The organism is Fibrisoma limi BUZ 3 (assembly GCF_000296815.2).
In the GTDB taxonomy this organism is placed as follows: Bacteria; Bacteroidota; Bacteroidia; order Cytophagales; family Spirosomataceae; genus Fibrisoma; species Fibrisoma limi.
Window position 1 is genome coordinate 1005418 of sequence record NZ_CAIT01000009.1, and the last position, 17023, is coordinate 1022440.

The 17023-nt window shown below is 54.3% G+C and carries 15 protein-coding genes; 8 read left to right on the forward strand and 7 right to left on the reverse strand.

The annotated features are described in order from the left end of the window. Positions 1-42: 42 nt before the first annotated feature. On the reverse strand, positions 43-897 hold the full coding sequence (locus BN8_RS23730) for a sigma factor-like helix-turn-helix DNA-binding protein (RefSeq protein WP_040006799.1): 855 nt from the start codon (positions 895-897) through the stop codon (positions 43-45). Positions 898-1161: 264 nt separating this feature from the next. On the opposite strand from BN8_RS23730, the gene BN8_RS23735 reads away from it, so the two are divergent. The 5 genes from BN8_RS23735 (at position 1162) to purQ (ending at position 6688) form a co-directional block, all read left to right on the forward strand. Continuing rightward, complete coding sequence (locus BN8_RS23735; RefSeq protein ID WP_040006480.1) at positions 1162-2307, forward strand: hypothetical protein; 1146 nt, start codon at positions 1162-1164, stop codon at positions 2305-2307. A gap of 316 nt (positions 2308-2623) precedes the next feature. After that, positions 2624-4270 carry a M1 family metallopeptidase gene (locus tag BN8_RS23740; RefSeq protein WP_009284487.1) on the forward strand — a complete coding sequence of 549 codons (1647 nt, stop codon included), beginning with the start codon at positions 2624-2626 and terminating at the stop codon, positions 4268-4270. Between the two features lie 13 nt (positions 4271-4283). After that, positions 4284-5033, forward strand: coding sequence for a 5'-nucleotidase C-terminal domain-containing protein (locus BN8_RS23745; protein ID WP_009284488.1), 750 nt, complete (start codon positions 4284-4286; stop codon positions 5031-5033). Next, positions 5011-5925, forward strand: a complete 915-nt coding sequence (locus BN8_RS23750; RefSeq protein ID WP_009284489.1) for a metallophosphatase — start codon at positions 5011-5013, stop codon at positions 5923-5925. Before BN8_RS23745 ends, BN8_RS23750 begins: the two co-directional genes overlap by 23 nt. Positions 5926-6001: 76 nt before the next feature. Next, positions 6002-6688, forward strand: coding sequence for a phosphoribosylformylglycinamidine synthase subunit PurQ (gene purQ / locus BN8_RS23755; RefSeq protein ID WP_009284490.1), 687 nt, complete (start codon positions 6002-6004; stop codon positions 6686-6688). A gap of 96 nt (positions 6689-6784) precedes the next feature. On the opposite strand, the gene BN8_RS23760 is transcribed toward purQ, so the two are convergent. Beyond that, positions 6785-7879: an alkene reductase gene (locus BN8_RS23760; protein WP_009284491.1), complete on the reverse strand. Its 1095-nt coding sequence runs from the start codon at positions 7877-7879 to the stop codon at positions 6785-6787. Positions 7880-7959: 80 nt separating this feature from the next. Then, positions 7960-8229, reverse strand: coding sequence for an ArsR/SmtB family transcription factor (locus BN8_RS23765; RefSeq protein ID WP_009284493.1), 270 nt, complete (start codon positions 8227-8229; stop codon positions 7960-7962). 242 nt (positions 8230-8471) lie between these two features. On the opposite strand from BN8_RS23765, the gene BN8_RS23770 reads away from it, so the two are divergent. From BN8_RS23770 to fabG, 3 genes are read left to right on the forward strand one after another with little or no spacing between them, the layout of a single operon-like run. After that, complete coding sequence (locus BN8_RS23770) at positions 8472-10196, forward strand: GMC oxidoreductase (RefSeq protein ID WP_009284494.1); 1725 nt, start codon at positions 8472-8474, stop codon at positions 10194-10196. 60 nt (positions 10197-10256) lie between these two features. Then, on the forward strand, positions 10257-11231 hold the full coding sequence (locus BN8_RS23775) for an NADPH:quinone oxidoreductase family protein (RefSeq protein ID WP_009284495.1): 975 nt from the start codon (positions 10257-10259) through the stop codon (positions 11229-11231). 41 nt (positions 11232-11272) lie between these two features. Further along, positions 11273-12013: a 3-oxoacyl-ACP reductase FabG gene (gene fabG / locus BN8_RS23780; protein ID WP_009284496.1), complete on the forward strand. Its 741-nt coding sequence runs from the start codon at positions 11273-11275 to the stop codon at positions 12011-12013. Positions 12014-12187: 174 nt separating this feature from the next. On the opposite strand, the gene BN8_RS23785 is transcribed toward fabG, so the two are convergent. From BN8_RS23785 to BN8_RS23800, 4 genes are all read right to left on the reverse strand, one after another. Continuing rightward, complete coding sequence (locus tag BN8_RS23785) at positions 12188-13915, reverse strand: tetratricopeptide repeat protein (protein WP_009284497.1); 1728 nt, start codon at positions 13913-13915, stop codon at positions 12188-12190. 467 nt (positions 13916-14382) lie between these two features. Beyond that, positions 14383-15447 (reverse strand): AI-2E family transporter, encoded by a 1065-nt coding sequence (locus BN8_RS23790; protein ID WP_009284498.1) that lies wholly within the window; start codon positions 15445-15447, stop codon positions 14383-14385. Between the two features lie 42 nt (positions 15448-15489). Then, on the reverse strand, positions 15490-16026 hold the full coding sequence (locus BN8_RS23795) for a DUF421 domain-containing protein (protein WP_009284499.1): 537 nt from the start codon (positions 16024-16026) through the stop codon (positions 15490-15492). Between the two features lie 2 nt (positions 16027-16028). After that, a complete protein-coding gene (locus BN8_RS23800; RefSeq protein WP_009284500.1) occupies positions 16029-17003 on the reverse strand; it encodes a mechanosensitive ion channel family protein in 975 nt (324 codons plus the stop codon). Between the last annotated feature and the right edge of the window lie 20 nt (positions 17004-17023).

Consider the following 17023-nt stretch of genomic DNA (forward strand, 5'->3'; position numbering starts at 1 on the left):
GGCTTTTTCTTGGGCTGGCTGTTGGTAGGGAGTTAGGCTGGGTTAGTAACTCGTCGGCAGTTTATCGGGATTTCGAATAATGTAGACATTGCTGATCTGATCGCCGTCCAGATCAATGATCAGGATGGAATCCAGCGCACCGGTTTCTTTGTCAAACAGCAGCGCCCCTACTCCACCGTTGACCTCCACGAACTGCCAGTCGCGGATGATCCAGCTCTTCCGGGCTAATCCATTCAGGAAAGCCGTTACGTGATGGATACCCACCACCGGATTGAGCGCTGCTTTTGCCTTGCCGCCACCATCTGAATAAACAACAATATCCTCTTTAAGCAGCCGCACGAAAGGATTGATGTCGCCGGTTTGGCTGGCCATCAAGAAAGCCTGTTGTAACGCTTGTTGCTGCTCCGAGTTGATTGGAAAGCGTTTTTTTGCACCGGCCAGTTTCTCTTTGGCTCGGTGATACAGTTGGCGGCTGTTGGGTTCGGTCAGTTCCAGCAGCTCGGCCAGCTCGGCGTATTCTACATCGAAACTTTCTTTGAGCAGGAAAACAGCCCGTTCGGTAGGGGTAAGCTTTTCGAGCAACAGCATGAATCCGTACGATACGTCGATTTGCGCATCGATCCGGCGATAGTCCTGACTGACGACCGGCTCCGGCAGCCAGGTACCTTTGTAGACTTCGCGCTGTCGTTTCACAGCGGCCAGGTGATTCAGGCTGCGATTAATTACCGTTTTTGCCAGGTATGCCAATGGATTCTGGACGTCTTCATGCGGCAGGATAACCCAGTTGGTTAACGACTCCTGCACGATGTCCTCGCTGACAGCCACCTCGCCCGTCATGCGGTAAGCCAGTGCAAACAGTTTAGGCTGGTAGCTAATTACGATGTCTTGAAGCTCCATGGTGTTAAGGTACAGACAGATGGTACAAAGCTTGGCTACCATCCGGTTTATTGCGGCAATAACGGGCCAAACGACCGGATTTAGTAGCAATAACTTACTTTCTGGCCGCAGATTGGTTTACTTATCGACGCCGGGTAAACCGTACTATAAATAAGATCGGGGCTGTGGCGGTACCATACAGTCTTGTAAATTGATAAATAACACATTATGAGCAAACTGTACGTACATTTACGTGGTTCTGTTACCCTCTCCTCCCGGATCGCCATGAGATTTCTGCTAACCGTGCTGCTCATATGCCCCCTGTTCGCGCAGGCTCAGGAGCGTATCGACACCCTGCACTGGAGCGCAACCCGGCGTCTGAAACTAAGCGACTTTCACGGTGAGCCGCAGCCGGGGCAGGGCATCTCGGAGTTTTACTACCAGCTTGGCTACGACGTACAGCCCACCCCCATCCGGAGCCGACCGGTCATCGACGCTTTCTGTCTGATGTTTCGGAACCTGTCGTGGGTGGTGGAATCGGCCCGCACGGAACAAACCCTGCTGTACAATCAGATTTTGTTTGATCTGGTGGAGGTACATGCCCGCCGGATGAAAATAAAGCTCATCGAGCTAAAAGCCGACCGTCATTTTAAGGATCAGGCGAAACAGATCGAGTACCAGACGAACGCAGAGCTAACCGCTCAGGTCAATCGGTTCCGGTCGGAGACCAATGGAGGCAGCAGCTTTCAGGCGCTGGAACGGTGGCAGCAAAAAGTGGCGCAGCAACTGTATGATACCCCCACCATGGTGACTACGTATCACCAGTCGGACGTCGGTCTAGGGGTCTTTCTGGGCGGCAGCGCGATACAACCAACCGGAGGAATCAGCCGGACACTCAACCCGCCGACCGGTCTGGTGTATAGTTTCGATGTGGTCTTTCGGCAATACGTACTATTGCTGCAACCTTCGCTCTACAGCGCTACCATTCGGGAGTCGTTCACCCAGAGCGATAAAACCTGGAATGAGCACATGAAGGTAAACGCCATTCTGTTCGAAGCGGGTCTGGGGTCAATCATTCACGAATCGCCCCGTCACCGGGTAATCCCATACGTCGGCTACAGCCTGCTGAACGTATTGCCCCGCGATCGGAACGACGAGCGCTACAAAGGGTACTCACTGGTTAACCATGCTCCGGTGGCCGGCCTGATCTGGGATTTTAAACTGGGCAGCAACGAGCGCAACCCAAACCGGGCCGCCGACGCTTTCTGGTTCATTCGGGCCAAGCTTTCCTACACCCCTGTCCTGACAGCCAAACCTTTCTCGGGCGGGCTGCTCAATCTGCAAGTAGGCCTCGGTGGGTTCAGCCGCCCCCGCCGGGTAGACTACGAACCCGAACGCACAACGCTGACTTTTCCGGGCCGGATGCTGTAATGGATATGACAACGCCCAGCCAGGCGGCCGGGCGTTGTGCATCACTATGCGACACCAATTTGGTAGTAATACGTAGTCAGGAGACCATCTGGCGGAGAAGCCCGTTCTAAGGTATTCTTTCTGCCGGTTCGATCAGCGGCAAAAGTAGGCCAAATACATTACGGCAGTTTTATGCACAGATAAAGAAAGATTTAACAAAGTCGTTACGTTCTTAAAACAGAAGCAATAAAGTAATACACTCCGGCGATTCCGACTACTACGGTCCGGGCATAGTTAGGCGGAGATTGTACCTTTGTTACTGATTTCTTTTCGTTCCATGAGACGGGTCAACCTGGTCGTACTGGCCATTTTCTGTTATTTATCCGCGTGTGCTCAACCAACGGCTGACTCCAATCGCTACACCCGTGCCGACTCGCTGCGCGGTGGGCTACGGCCCGAACGAACCGGCTACGATGTGCTGTTCTACGACCTGAGCCTGCGCGTCGACCCCACCAGCCGGACGATCGAAGGCAGCAACGTCATTCGGTATAAAGTAGTCAGGGCGTTTCAGCAGATGCAGGTCGATCTCTTTGCCAACATGCAGGTACGACGTATCACGCAGAACGGCAAACCCCTCACCTATCGGCGCGACGGCAATGCGATCTTCATTTCGATGAACCAGGACCAGCCGGTCGGGCAGACGCGCGAGATCACAATCAGCTACGGGGGAAGCCCGACGGTCGCCAAAAACGCACCCTGGGATGGCGGCTTTGTGTGGCAGCGGGATTCGGTCAACAACAAACCCTGGGTAACGGTAGCCTGCGAAGGCAAGGGCGCCAGCCTGTGGTGGCCCTGCAAAGACCACCTTTCCGACGAGCCGGATTCGATGCGCATCCGCGTCCGCGTACCCAGCGGCCTGACCTGCGTATCGAACGGATTGCTGCAAGGACAGCGGCCGGCCGGTCCGGGCCAGACCGAATGGAACTGGTACGTCCACTATCCCATTAACAGCTACAACGTGACGCTCAACGTCACGGACTACGCCCACTTCGCCGACGAATACCGCAGTCCCGACGGACAGCGGCTGAAACTCGATTACTACGTCCTGCCCTTCAATCTCAGCAAAGCCAAAACCCATTTTGAGCAAGTGAAAGGCATGCTGGCCTGTTACGAACGGTATTTCGGCAAGTACCCGTTCTGGCGCGACGGCTACAAACTCGTTGAGACGCCATACTGGGGCATGGAACACCAGAGCGCGATTGCCTACGGGAACAAGTACCAAAATAATCCCTTCAACTTCGACTTTATCATTATCCACGAAAGCGGGCACGAATACTTTGGCAACAGCCTGAGTTGCGCCGACCACGCCGAGATGTGGATTCACGAATCGTTTACGACCTACGCCGAAGCGCTCTACATGGAGTGCAGGCAGGGAGCAGCCACGGCGCAGACGTACCTGAACACGCAACGGCCCCTGATCAGGAACGAATACTCGATGCTGGGGCCGCTGGGCGTAAATGCCGATCAGCCCGATACCGACATCTACTACAAAGGCTCCTGGATGCTACACACGCTGCGTCATGCGGTTAACAACGATACGAAGTGGTTTGCGGCCATTAAAGCCTTGGCTACGGAGAAAAAACTGTCGATTGTGACCACAAATGAGGTGATTGATTTCCTCATCAAACGAACCGGCGCGGACCTGAAACCGTTGTTCGATCAGTATCTGCGCCATACTGAACTGCCGGTGCTGGAGTATCAAATTATGCGAACAGAAGCCAATGAACGCTCGATTCGGTATCGATGGGTGGCCAATGGGCAGGATTTTGCGCTGCCCGTACAGGTACGTACTGGCTCCGGTACCTGGCAGACAATCCGCCCCAGTCACGAGTGGGCAACCACCAGCCTGGCACCAGGAACCAGCCCCCTGACTATCAACACCAACATCGGCTTATTTGACGTTCGGCGTTTGACGACTGAATAACCTATTACAACGAATGACCCCCAGACGATTTTCCCCGGTTTTGCTTCTGCTGGCTGTGCTAACGGCCTGCCAGCCCAGCTACCACCTGGCGCAGCAAGCCGCCAACCGCATTCAGGTTGATTCTACGACGGCCACGGCCGATCCGGGTATGGCCTCCTTTCTGCAACCGTACCGCCAGAAACTCGACCAGACCATGAACGCGGTACTGGCCCGCTCGACCGGCCCAATTGAAAAAAGCCAGCCCAACGGACCGCTCAACGACATTCTGACGGACGCTCTTCTCCAGCAGGCATCCCAGAAATACGGCAAGCCGATCGACGTATCGCATCTGAATTTTGGCGGCATTCGCAACAACCTACCGGCAGGAAACATCACCATCGGGTCCATTTATGAGGTGATGCCGTTCGACAATAAGCTCGTGATACTGACCCTGACCGGCGATATGCTGATGCAACTGCTCAACCACTTTGCCGAGGGGAACAAACTGGTGGTTGGTGGGCTGCGGGCAACCATCCATGATGGCAAGGTGCAGTCGGCGACGTTGACCAATGGCCGGGCCATTCAACCCAGCGAAACCTATACGGTGGCGATGAGTGATTACGTGGCCGAAGGGGGCGATAACGCCGGTTTCCTGAAAAATCCGGTCAAGCGTGAAGACATTAACTACCTCATCCGCGATGCCCTGATCGATTATTTTCGGCAGCGGGGTCAGTCCGGTCAACCTATAACTCCAACCACGGATGGACGCATTACAATCGAATAGACGCCAGTTCCTGAAACTGCTCGGTACGGCCGCCGTGATCGGGGCCACCGCACCCGAGGCACTGGCCAAAGGGAAAACCACGCAACTCACTATTCTGCACACCAACGACGTACACAGCCGGCTGGACCCGTTTCCGATGGATGCCGGCCGGAATGCGGGGAAAGGGGGCGTCGCCCGGCGCATGTCGCTGATCGAACGCATTCGGCAGGAGCAGAAAAACGTACTCCTGTTCGACGCGGGCGATATTTTTCAGGGAACCCCGTACTTTAACCTGTATAACGGCGAACCAGAAATTCTGGCGATGAAGCGCCTGGGTTACGACGCGGGTACCATCGGCAACCACGACTTCGACGGGGGTATTGACAACATGCGCGATCAGTTTGCCAAAGCCGGTTTTCCGTTCGTGATCGCCAACTACGACTTCAGGAACACGGTCATGGACGGCCGGACGCAGCCTTCCACCATCTTTACGAAAGATGGCATTCGGATCGGTGTATTCGGGCTGGGCATTCAACCGGCGGGCCTGATTCCTAAAGCGATGTATAAGGAAACGAAGTACCTCGACCCGATCGAAATCGGCAATGACGTAGCGGCCCGGCTCCGGACGAATGAAAAATGTGATTACGTCATCTGCCTGTCGCACCTGGGTTTTAAGTACAACGACGACACCGTATCGGACAACGTACTGGCAGCTAAAACCCGCAACATCGACCTCATCATTGGCGGTCATACGCACACGTTCCTGGAAGCGCCCGTTACAGTCAATAACCTCGACGGCAAGCCTACGGTGATCAATCAAGTTGGTTTCGGAGGAATTTATCTCGGCCGGATCGACCTGACGTTTGAACGCGGCAAAGCCACCTCAACGGGGCAGGCTGTGGAGGTGAAATAAAGTTTGTATCTTTGTAAACCATGCGCAAACGACGAAAATCAGACGTTCACGCATTCACTTTTTCGCTCTTTCACCAATGAAATTTGGCGTTGTTGTATTCCCCGGTTCAAACTGCGATCAGGATGCCGTGGACACGTTGGAACTGATGGGTCAGACTGTTGTCAAACTCTGGCACAAAGATCACGATCTGCAGGGCAGTGATTTTATCATTTTGCCGGGCGGTTTCTCCTACGGCGACTACCTGCGCACCGGCGCGGTGGCCCGCTTCTCGCCCATCATGAACGAAGTGATCGCGCACGCAAACCGGGGCGGCTATCTGCTGGGTATCTGCAACGGATTCCAGATTCTGGCCGAAGCGCGGCTGGTGCCGGGTGTGCTGCTCCGGAATACCAATCAGCAGTACATCTGCAAAAACATTCACCTGGCTCCGCAGTCGAAGGATGCATTGCTGACGGCCGGACTCGATAAACCCGCCTATAAGATACCCGTTGCCCACGGTGAAGGTCGCTACTTTGCCGATGCTGATACGTTGAAGCGCCTGAACGACAACGACCAGGTATTGTTCCGGTACTGTAACGAAGCCGGTGAGATTACCGATGCCGCCAACTGCAACGGCAGCGTGGAGAATATCGCCGGTGTAACGAACGAAACCAAGAACGTCTTTGGTATGATGCCCCACCCCGAGCGGGCCGCTGATCCCGTACTGGGCAACACCGACGGCCGGCTCATCCTGGAGCAGGTATTGAAGGCGGTGTTGGTATAAAAGGAGAAAAGGGAAGAAGGGGACGAAAGGGAGAAAAGGGTCTGTCGCTGATTCCCTTTATTCCCTCTCGTCCCCTTCTTCCCTTTTCTCCTCTACTTATCCATTCACCTCTTCCAGCACGGGGTAATCAATGTATCCTTTTTCGCCGGGCGTGTAGAACGTAGTGAAATCGGGCTGATTCAGTTCGGCACCAATTTTCAGGCGCTCGACAAAATCGGGATTAGCCAGTACCGGCCGTCCAAACGCGACCAGATCCGCTTTACCGCTCTGCAATACGGCTTCAGCGCGGTCGGCATCGTAGCCACCGCTCAGAATCAGCGCTCCCTTAAACCGCTCCCGGATACCATCAACAACCTGATCCGGAACAATCGGCGCACCCATCGATGAGTGATCGACAAGGTGGACGTACACAACGCCCAGCTCATTCAGTTTTTCGGTGATGTAGAAATACGTCTGATCAACGTCGGCGTAGGGCTTGATGTCGTTGAACACACCATATGGCGAAAGACGAACCCCCACTTTGTCGAAGCCGATAGCCTTACCAGTTGCTTCGGCGATGTCGAGCAGGAACCGGCTGCGGTTTTCAATCGAACCGCCGTATTCGTCGGTACGTTGGTTTGAATCAGGACTGATGAACTGTTCGATCAGGTAGCCGTTGGCCCCGTGCAGCTCCACCCCGTCAAAACCAGCCTCAATGGCGTTCTGCGACGCAGTAACAAACTCCTGAATAGTTGCCTTCACCTCCCCGGCGGTCAGCTCGCGGGGAGTCGGGTGTGGCTGCATACCCTGCTCATCAGTGTAGATATCGCCAGCGGCAGCAATGGCTGATGGTGCCACCACCTCGGCGTTGCCGGCCAGGTGCGTGTGGTGACCGATACGTCCCGTGTGCATCAACTGCACGAAAATCTTCCCTCCTTTTTCATGAACCGCGTCGGTTACTTTTTTCCAGGCCGCTACCTGTGCCGCGTTGTGGATACCCGGAATCCGCGCGTACCCTTCGCCGTTGGGCGAGGGCGCTGTGCCTTCGGTAATGATCAGGCCAATCGACGCCCGCTGCGCGTAGTAGGTCGCCATGATGTCAGTCGGAATGTGATCGGCCGTGGCCCGGTTACGGGTCATCGGGGCCATAGCTATGTGATTCTGTAGCGTCAGATTACCTAACTGAGCCTTTGAAAACAGTACTGAAGCCATAGTGATGATTCGTTAGAATGGTTCTGGGCAGAGAACGCAATCAAACATTTAAAAGTTTGAATGTTTTTGTAAAAAATTTTTTACGTCAGGTTATTCAGAAAACCGGATAACTGTTGCAATGATTCTTTATTGAGCGTCAGATGCAGATTTCTACCTTCCTTCTGGGCATTTACCAGACCGCTATCCGTCAATAGCTTGACGTGGTGTGAAACGCACGGCTGCGACAACCCGGTCATTTCCTGAATGTCGGTGCTGGTCAGACTACCTTTCCGCGACAGTTCCATCAGGATAGACAGACGGTACTTGTCGGCAATAGCATTTGTTGCTTTTTCAACAAAACGAGTTTCCATTTAAAAAAACGGGACTCAGGCCCCGTATCATTTTTACAAAAATAACAAATAAGGTTAAGAGAACGTGCCACAAGGGTTTGTGCAACGAATTAGTGGTATTGTTATACTCGTCACAAGTATACTTACTTTTTATAAATAATCTATAAACTGCAAAAAAATCTTTGAAAAGGTCAGATTTCAGGCATACATTCCGTATTTCAAGCCATATCGGCTAACTTTGGCCGACTTCCTGCTCTTGTCTTATGAACATCAACATCGACGCCACAGCGCAGCGCACATACGATGCTATTGTGATCGGTTCGGGGATCAGCGGTGGCTGGGCCGCCAAGGAACTCACCCAAAAAGGCCTGCGAACGCTGGTGCTGGAACGTGGCCGCCCCGTCGAACACGTGAAGGACTATCCTACTACGATGTCGAGCCCCTGGGAAATGACACACCGGGGCCGCTATCCGGTCGACAAGCTGGCGCAAAGCCCTGTTCAGAGCCAGGTAGGGTACGCCTTCAACGAGTATTCCGGCCATTTTTTTATCAACGATGCCGACCATCCGTACCAGCAGGTCAAGCCATTCGACTGGATACGGGGGTATCAGGTCGGCGGAAAATCACTGCTGTGGGCACGCTGGACGCAGCGGTGGGCGCCGTTCAATTTTGAGGATAACGCTAACGATGGTCACGGCATCGACTGGCCTATCCGTTACGAGGAACTTGCGCCGTGGTACAGTTACGTGGAGCGGTTTGCGGGCATCAGCGGCAATAAAGACGGCCTGTCGACCCTACCTGACGGTGAGTTTCTGCCGCCTTTTGAGATGTTCTGCCTCGAAAAGCACGTTCGGGATGTCTGGAAAAAGCAGTTTCCGGACCGACACCTGATCATCAGCCGAACGGCCAACCTGTCAAAAGCACAGAAAATCCATACCGACCTTGGCCGGGCCGACTGCCAGGCCCGTAACTGGTGCGCCCGGGGTTGTCTGTTTGGGGCGTATTTCAGCAGCAACTCTGCTACGTTGCCGGCTGCCGCCAAAACCGGCAAGCTTACCATACGCCCGTTCTCGGTCGTACACTCCATTATCTATGACGATGCAAAAGGCAAGGCAACGGGCGTGCGGGTGATTGATACAAACACCAAAGAAATGAGCGAGTACTACGCCCGCGTCATCTTCGTGAATGCCGCTACGTTGAACTCCACCCTGATTCTGCTCAATTCTACGTCGAATCGGTTTCCCAATGGTCTGGGCAACGACAGTGGCGTACTGGGGCATTACCTCATGGACCATAACTACCGGGGGCGCATCGCCGGGGTCTACGAAGGCAGGGAGTTCGACAACATGTATTACTACGGCCGTCGTCCGACCGGAACGTACGTCCCCCGGTTTCGCAACGTACTGAACGACAAGCAAAACGATTTTGTACGGGGCTACGCGTATGCAGCCGGGGCCAGTCGGGAAGGCTGGGGCCGAGGTAACAGCGTGGACGGTTTCGGGGCGGAGTTCAAGGAATCGCTGACGCAACCAGGCGCGTGGACCTTCAGTCTGACGGCGATGGGCGAGATGCTGCCTCGGTTTGACAATCACGTCCGGCTCAACCCCGACAAAAAAGACCAGTGGGGTATGCCAACCCTCGACATTGACTGTAGCTGGGGCGAGAACGAGGACAAAATGACCGCGGATGCCCTTGAGCAGGGCAAAGCCATGCTGGAAGCTGCGGGCATACGGGTGACCGCTGCGTTCGACAACCACCAGCCACCGGGGCTGGCTATTCATGAGATGGGAACAGCCCGGATGGGGAAGGACCCGAAAACCTCCATCCTGAACAAATGGAACCAGGTACATTCGGTTAAAAACGTGTTCGTCACGGATGGGGCCAGCATGACCTCATCGGCCTGCCAGAACCCGTCGCTGACGTACATGGCCCTGACCGCCCGGGCCGCCGACCATGCCGTGATGGAAATGAAGAAGGGGCATATCTGAGTCCAACATGATGCTATTCACGGGCGTTTACCCGATATACCTCATCTAAACCAATAGCCATTGAAAGCGATTCTCTGCGAACGATACGGCCCGCCCGAAACCCTCGCGTTGACCGATGTTCCGTCGCCCAAGCCCGGGAAAGGCCAACTCGTCATCAGCGTTAAGGCCTGCGGGGTCAACTTCCCCGATACACTCATCATTCAGAACAAGTACCAGATCAAGCCCCCTCTACCTTTTTCACCCGGGGGCGAGGTGTCGGGGATTGTGAAGGAAGTCGGCGAGGGCGTTACGCATCTGACCGTCGGTGACCGCGTGTTCTCCCTGACCGGCTACGGTGGTTTTGCGGACGACGTGCTGGCCAATGCCGCCACTACGTTACCTATGCCCGATGGCATGGATTTCGTGACGGCCGCTTCGACGATGTATACCTACGGTACGTCGTATCATGCTCTGAAAGACCGGGCCAACCTCCAGCCCGGCGAAACGCTGCTGGTTCTGGGAGCGGCCGGGGGTGTAGGGCTGGCTGCCGTTCAATTGGGTGTACTGATGGGAGCCCGCGTCATAGCAGCCGCGTCGAGCGACGAAAAGCTGGCCGTTTGCCGGACCATGGGCGCTGCCGAAACCATTAATTACACGACCGAAGACCTGCGCGAGCGAATCAAGGAACTGACCAGCGGAAACGGTGTGGATGTTGTATACGACCCGGTTGGTGACCAGTACGCCGAGCCTGCCGTCCGGTCGCTGGCCTGGAAAGGACGCTACCTGGTCGTAGGGTTTGCGGGTGGCGCCATCCCCAGCATACCGCTTAACCTGCCGTTGCTGAAAGGCGCTTCCCTGGTGGGCGTGTTCTGGGGAGCCTTCGCGCAGCGGGAGGCCAAGCAGAGTATGCAGAACTTCCGGGACATTCTGCAATGGATAACCGATAGGCAGCTAAAACAGCACATTCATGGTCAATATACCCTCGCCGAAGCTCCCGACGCCCTCCGTGCGTTGATGGAACGACGCGTTACGGGTAAAGCTGTTGTCGTTCTCTAACGAACATACACATTAGTAATCGAATCAAGTCAATTAACCAAATGCCAGGATTACAAGATCGAGTTGCGATCATCACCGGAGCGGCCCGCGGAATTGGCCGCGCAGCCGCCGAATTATTCTGCCAGGAAGGCGCCACCGTTATTATCTGGGACGTACTGGACATCGGCGAAGAAACCGCCCAATCCCTGCGCGATCAGGGATTCCGGTGCGAGTTTATGCCCATCAGCACCACCGACGTACCCGCCATCGAAGCAGCCGCGAAGGAGACCTACGATCGCTACGGCCGCATTGATATACTCATCAACAACGCCGGTATCACCCGCGACCGGACACTGCTGAAAATGTCGCACCTGGAGTGGCAGCAAGTCATTGATGTAAACCTGACGGGGGTATTCAACTGCACAAAGGTTGTAGCGCCTTACATGGTCGAGCAGAAATACGGGCGGATCATCTGCACCTCGTCGATCAACGGCGTTCACGGCGCGTTTGGGCAAACCAACTACGCGGCTGCCAAAGCAGGGATTATCGGCATGGTTCGTAGCTGGGCGAAAGAACTCGGCCCCAAAGGCATTACGGCCAACGCCGTAGCGCCCGGCTTTATCAAAACCGACATGACTGATGCCATGCCCGAAGAGGTCCGCAATCAGGCCGTTGCTGCTATTCCTGTCCGACGTATTGGTGAACCCATGGACATTGCCAATGCGTACCGGTTTCTGGCGTCCGACGAAGCCGGCTTCGTCAATGGGCACGTATTATCCGTCAACGGCGGGCAGGCTATTTAACGTCAACCGGCAGAGAGTGGTGAACTGATCTGTATTTCAGAACAACCGGTACCCGTTCAGAGGCCCTGGTGAAGCCTACTAGTTCGCCAGCGCGCTCGTTAGAAACAAAAAACGCTGCCAGGATGCATTCCCCGGCAGCGTTTTCGGTTCTGCTCAACTATGAAAAAAGCACGCTTATTGTTCTTCAGTATCCGTAGCTTCTGCCGTTGCGATCTTGGCCAGATCCTGATTTCCGGGCAGTAGTTCGCGACCTCGTCTGAGCCATTCATTGCGGGCATTCTCATCCTTGGTCACCAGTTCGTTGTATGAAATCAGGTACTTGAAGGCCAGCGCCAGGTCTTTCTTGTACCGGTTGCGTTCCTCTTCTTTTTCGGCCACCATGTTGATGAATTGCTCAAAGTATGGCCGTGCTTTACCATTCTGAACAGCCTCTTCGGGAGGATACGCGTAGTAGTTGGCTTTTGCCCGATACAGCACCGTCGGAGCATAATCGGGCGATCCTTGCTGAGCTAAGGCCAGGGCGGAATCGGCCATGGCAAAACGTACCGTGTCACGAACGAGCCGACCGGCCGTATCGCGCTGGAAGCCGAGCGTGTAGTTACTCATACCGTAGCGGAACAAATCCTGAACATCGGCCTTAAATCCATGCTTAGCCGCCGAATCCAGCGCTGCTACAGCTTCTACGTGCTGTTTGGTCCGGTAATAGTACCTGGCGATTTCACTATACAGGTTTTCGGTTGTATCGCTGGGCGCAGCCTTCACCAGGTAGGCCACCCCTACGGAGTCGTTTTGCGCCTTCAGCGAATCATTGGCAAAACCCTCCTTCGCCAGATACGCCCGGCCCAGGTATTTATAGTCATCGTACATCACTTTGTTCGGAGCCTTCTCGATGAACGTATTGAGGTTCTCGATCGCTTTCTGCGGCTCCTTCAGCGATGAGTAGGCCCAGCCCTGAATCCGGTAAAGAATTGGATTCTGGCCCAGGGATACCCGGTTGCTGTCGATCAGGTTAACGGCCCGCTGGAAGTCATTGGCCAGGAAGTGGAACTGCGCCTGCCGCAATAAGGCCTCCGGCCGAACATCCCCGGCTACTTTCACGTACTGGTCGATGTAATTAGACGCGTCTTTGTAACGCTTCACCAGAAAATACAGCTCGGCCAACTGGTTATACGCCGGGGCGTAATTTGGATTGGCTTCAATAGCTTTCTTGTAGTTTTCGACGGCCAGATTCAAGTTCCGACCCTGCCAGTAGATATCGCCGATCCGCTGATACACGCGCGACCGGTCCATGCCCTGTTCAATGGCGTTTTCGTACCGCGTAACGGCCGTACCGGCTTCACGATTCAGGTAGTAGGCGTCGCCCAGCGCTAATTGAACATCTGCCTTGATACCCTCATTTTTCTTGGCTCGTTCCATGGCCCTATTCAGGTAATCAATAGCCTTGGCTGCGTTAACAGCTTTTGGATACCGGGGCTTGATCGAACCACTGTCGGGAGTCAGGTAGCCGGTGTACGCTTCGCCAATGCGGAACAGTATATCGGGATTTTTGCCTTTACTTTTCTTGACCACTTCCTCGATCCGGGCTTCGGCCGACGTGGGGTTCTGCACCAGATACGTGATCGCAACGCCTGCCTCATTGAGCGGTACTCGCTTTTCATCCGTTGCAATCCCTTTTTCAAACCAGACTCGTGCCGAATCTGGCTGACCAGCCCGGAGATATCCGTAGCCGGCATTAAAGTAGGTCTGCATGGATGGATTTTGCTGCGCATTCTGCAGCAGAAGTTGTTTGGCCTCATCAAATCGGCCTGAGTTCATTAGTGTGTTGGCGTCGGGTGCCGGCGCTTGAGCCAGCACTGAACCGGAGAAGGCCGTGGCCGCCAAAATAATCAGTTGCTTTTTCATGTTGTCAAAGGTCTGTTGATGTACTCTTCTCTTTAGTATAGATTCTCTTGTTGAGTACTATAGCAAGTAGCATTACAAACCTAAATATGGACTTAAGCTCTGATTAGAATTAGATTAGAAAGTCAAAAATCCGCGGAAAAGGGTACTTACCGGCTCCCATTCTGATACCTAACCGCTTGTTACGTATGCGACCGCTGCCTGTATTAGCTGGAGAAAGATGCCGAAGCTGATGTTTTGCCCGGCTACCTGATCTTGAAGTCACTCTGATACAAACCTTCTTTCTGACTGCTGGCAAGTCTTTAAAATAGATGTACGGCGGCAACAGCACCGGCCATCAACTAACGTGCGTTATGGCTGGCAACAAAACACTTTCCAGTTTACAGTAGTAGCTTTTCTGTCATCCCTCCTGGTGACTACGCGTCCCGGTCGGGATCAAAGAAAAGCTACGGACTTACCCGTGAGTCACGTTAATTACTATTCTCTTTGCTCGTTCGCCTGGATTCCAGCCAGTCCTTGATGTATAGTTCCTGCACGATAACCAGCAGCACAGCAATCAGCGGAGACGCAAACAATACCCCAGCCAATCCCACCAGAATACCGAGCAACACCTGACCGAACAGCAACAGGGCGGGCGGTACGGACACAAATCGTTTGTCGAGCAACGGCGTCAGGATATAACCTTCCAGCGACTGAATACCCATATACAATATGAATACGTACAATGCCTGATTGGCCCCCTGCGAAAAGGCAATCAGCAAGGCAGGAGCTAACGCCAGGTACGGTCCTAAGTTTGGAATAAAATTGAGAATACCGGCAATGATTCCCAGCACGACAGCGAACGGAATACCCAGCAGCGCCAGACCCGCGCTGGTTGTCACGCCCACGACCACCATCGTGATACTCCGGCTGATAAACCAGTTCTTGAGGGTATCGTAACACTTATCCATTACCCCAAGCAGTCGGTCGCGATACGACGGCGGAAACAACCGGACAAACCCCTTTCGATAGTTGTCGGGGCTCGACGCGAGGTACAAACCAGTAATCACGACAATCAACACATTAACCAAACCGTTGAGCGTGCTCGACACAACCCCCGTTGCCCGCGACAAGATACCCTGGCTCCCCCCCGATCCGGACAGTATCTTACCCGGATTTTTTGGTATACCATCCAGCAGGCGCTGGCCAAGCTGCGATTGCTGTAAAGATGTTTTAAGCTGGTTGATGGATTGCGGCAGCGACTGCGCCAACTGGTCGGCCTGCCGGCTTACGGCCGGGGCCATCAGGGCGATACCAACGGCGATTAACAGCACGATTCCCAGCACAACGACCACCACTGATATACCGTAGGAAAGCGGTGTTTTCCGGTTTACCCAGTGACTGAGCGCGCTGATTACTACGGCGAACAGAATACCGCCAAACACCACAAAGAAAAAATTGGCCGCATAACCAATCAGCAGAAACAGAGCTACCAGCAACAGGCTTATGAAAGCGGCAATAACAACCCGGCGAGCAAACGAGCGATTGGTTTCCATTCAAAAGGTAGTTTTAGTCCAATGGTAGGGTTCGTAATAAACTCAGCGCTGCACGTTGGTCAGGCTGGAGGGCTCGGCATTGGCCTTACTCTGAATGACGTTGAACGACCCATCGGTTTCCAGTACCACGGCCGCTACGTCGTCGGGATTAGAAACTCCGGACGAACGGAGCGCCGACAGAATTTCGTCCTCCGTGACACGCTCCCGACGCATTGCTCCTCGCAGGTACTGTCCCTGATGAAACAGCAGCGCCGGCTCACTTTTGATTAATTTTTTGAACCCTGAGGAGCGTACTGACAGCCACGCCACAATGTATTGCAGGGCAATCAGCAGGGCCAGGGCCGTCAGGCCATCCGCTACGCCCGTTTGCCGGGACACGATGATGGTCGACAGGGTGGAACCGAGTGCTACGGTCACAACCAGGTCAAACGCATTCATCTTTGAGAGGGTGCGTTTACCCGATATTCTCAGCGACAACAACAGGCCCGCGTAGGCCAGTACGCCTACTACCAGAATTCGAATAATGCTGTTCCAGCCTTTAAACAGCCAGTCGCTGAGGGTTGCGAGTTCGTCTGCCATGGTTAGTGCTGACCGTTAGAATTTGTACCTGGTTTTCGATTAGCGATTGGCGGGCGCGACAGTATGGCGGGGCCGTCGGGTTGTTGCTCCAGCAGGACCACTGTGTGTGGATACGGCATATCGATACCGGCCTCATCGAGAGCCAGTTTGATGCCGGTCACCACCTGGTCGCTTACTTTCAGTACGTTGGCCTGTACTGACTCCGCCCAGAAGTACACCGTCAGGTTCACCGACGATCCGGCCAGTTCCGATACGTACACCCACGGCGCAGGCTCTTTCAGCACCCCCGAGATCCGGTCCAGTACGCCGTGAATAACACGCCGGGCTTCCTCAATGGAATCAGGGTAGCCAATACCGACGACAAATTTCATTCGGCGCTGTTTGTAGGCTGTCCGAACCAGTATGGAACTGGTGTATACATCGCCATTGGGCAAAATGGCCCGTTCGCCATCGTAGGTTTTCAGCCGCGTTGACCGCATATTGATTTCCTCGACGGTACCTTCATACTCTTTCACCCGGATCTGATCGCCCACCAGAAACGGACGACGCCAGAGGATCAGCAGTCCGGCGAAAAAATTCTGCAGGATGTCTTTGAAAGCAAAACCAATGGCCACCGACGTAATTCCCAGCCCGGCAATAATATCGCCGGGTTTAAACGAGGGGAATATGACGACGCAGGCGGCCAGAAACCCAAAGATGGTTACGAGCGTACTGACAATGCGGCTGATGAGATTAGCCAGCATATTGTCGATGGCATGGCTACGGACGGCTACGTTGTTGATTATTTTTTTGACCAGCTTACCCAGCAGCCAGAACAGGAAAAATACCAGCACACCCACGATGAGGTAAGGGAGCCGTTCGGCAAATCCTTTGGCAAAACTGCGTAAGGTCCGCCAGAAAAGCGTAATACCGTCGTTCAGCGTGAACGGCGGCTCGTTCACCCCACCGGGCTGTAGCATGACCCACATGTATTTCATAGATAGAACGTTGAGTAGTG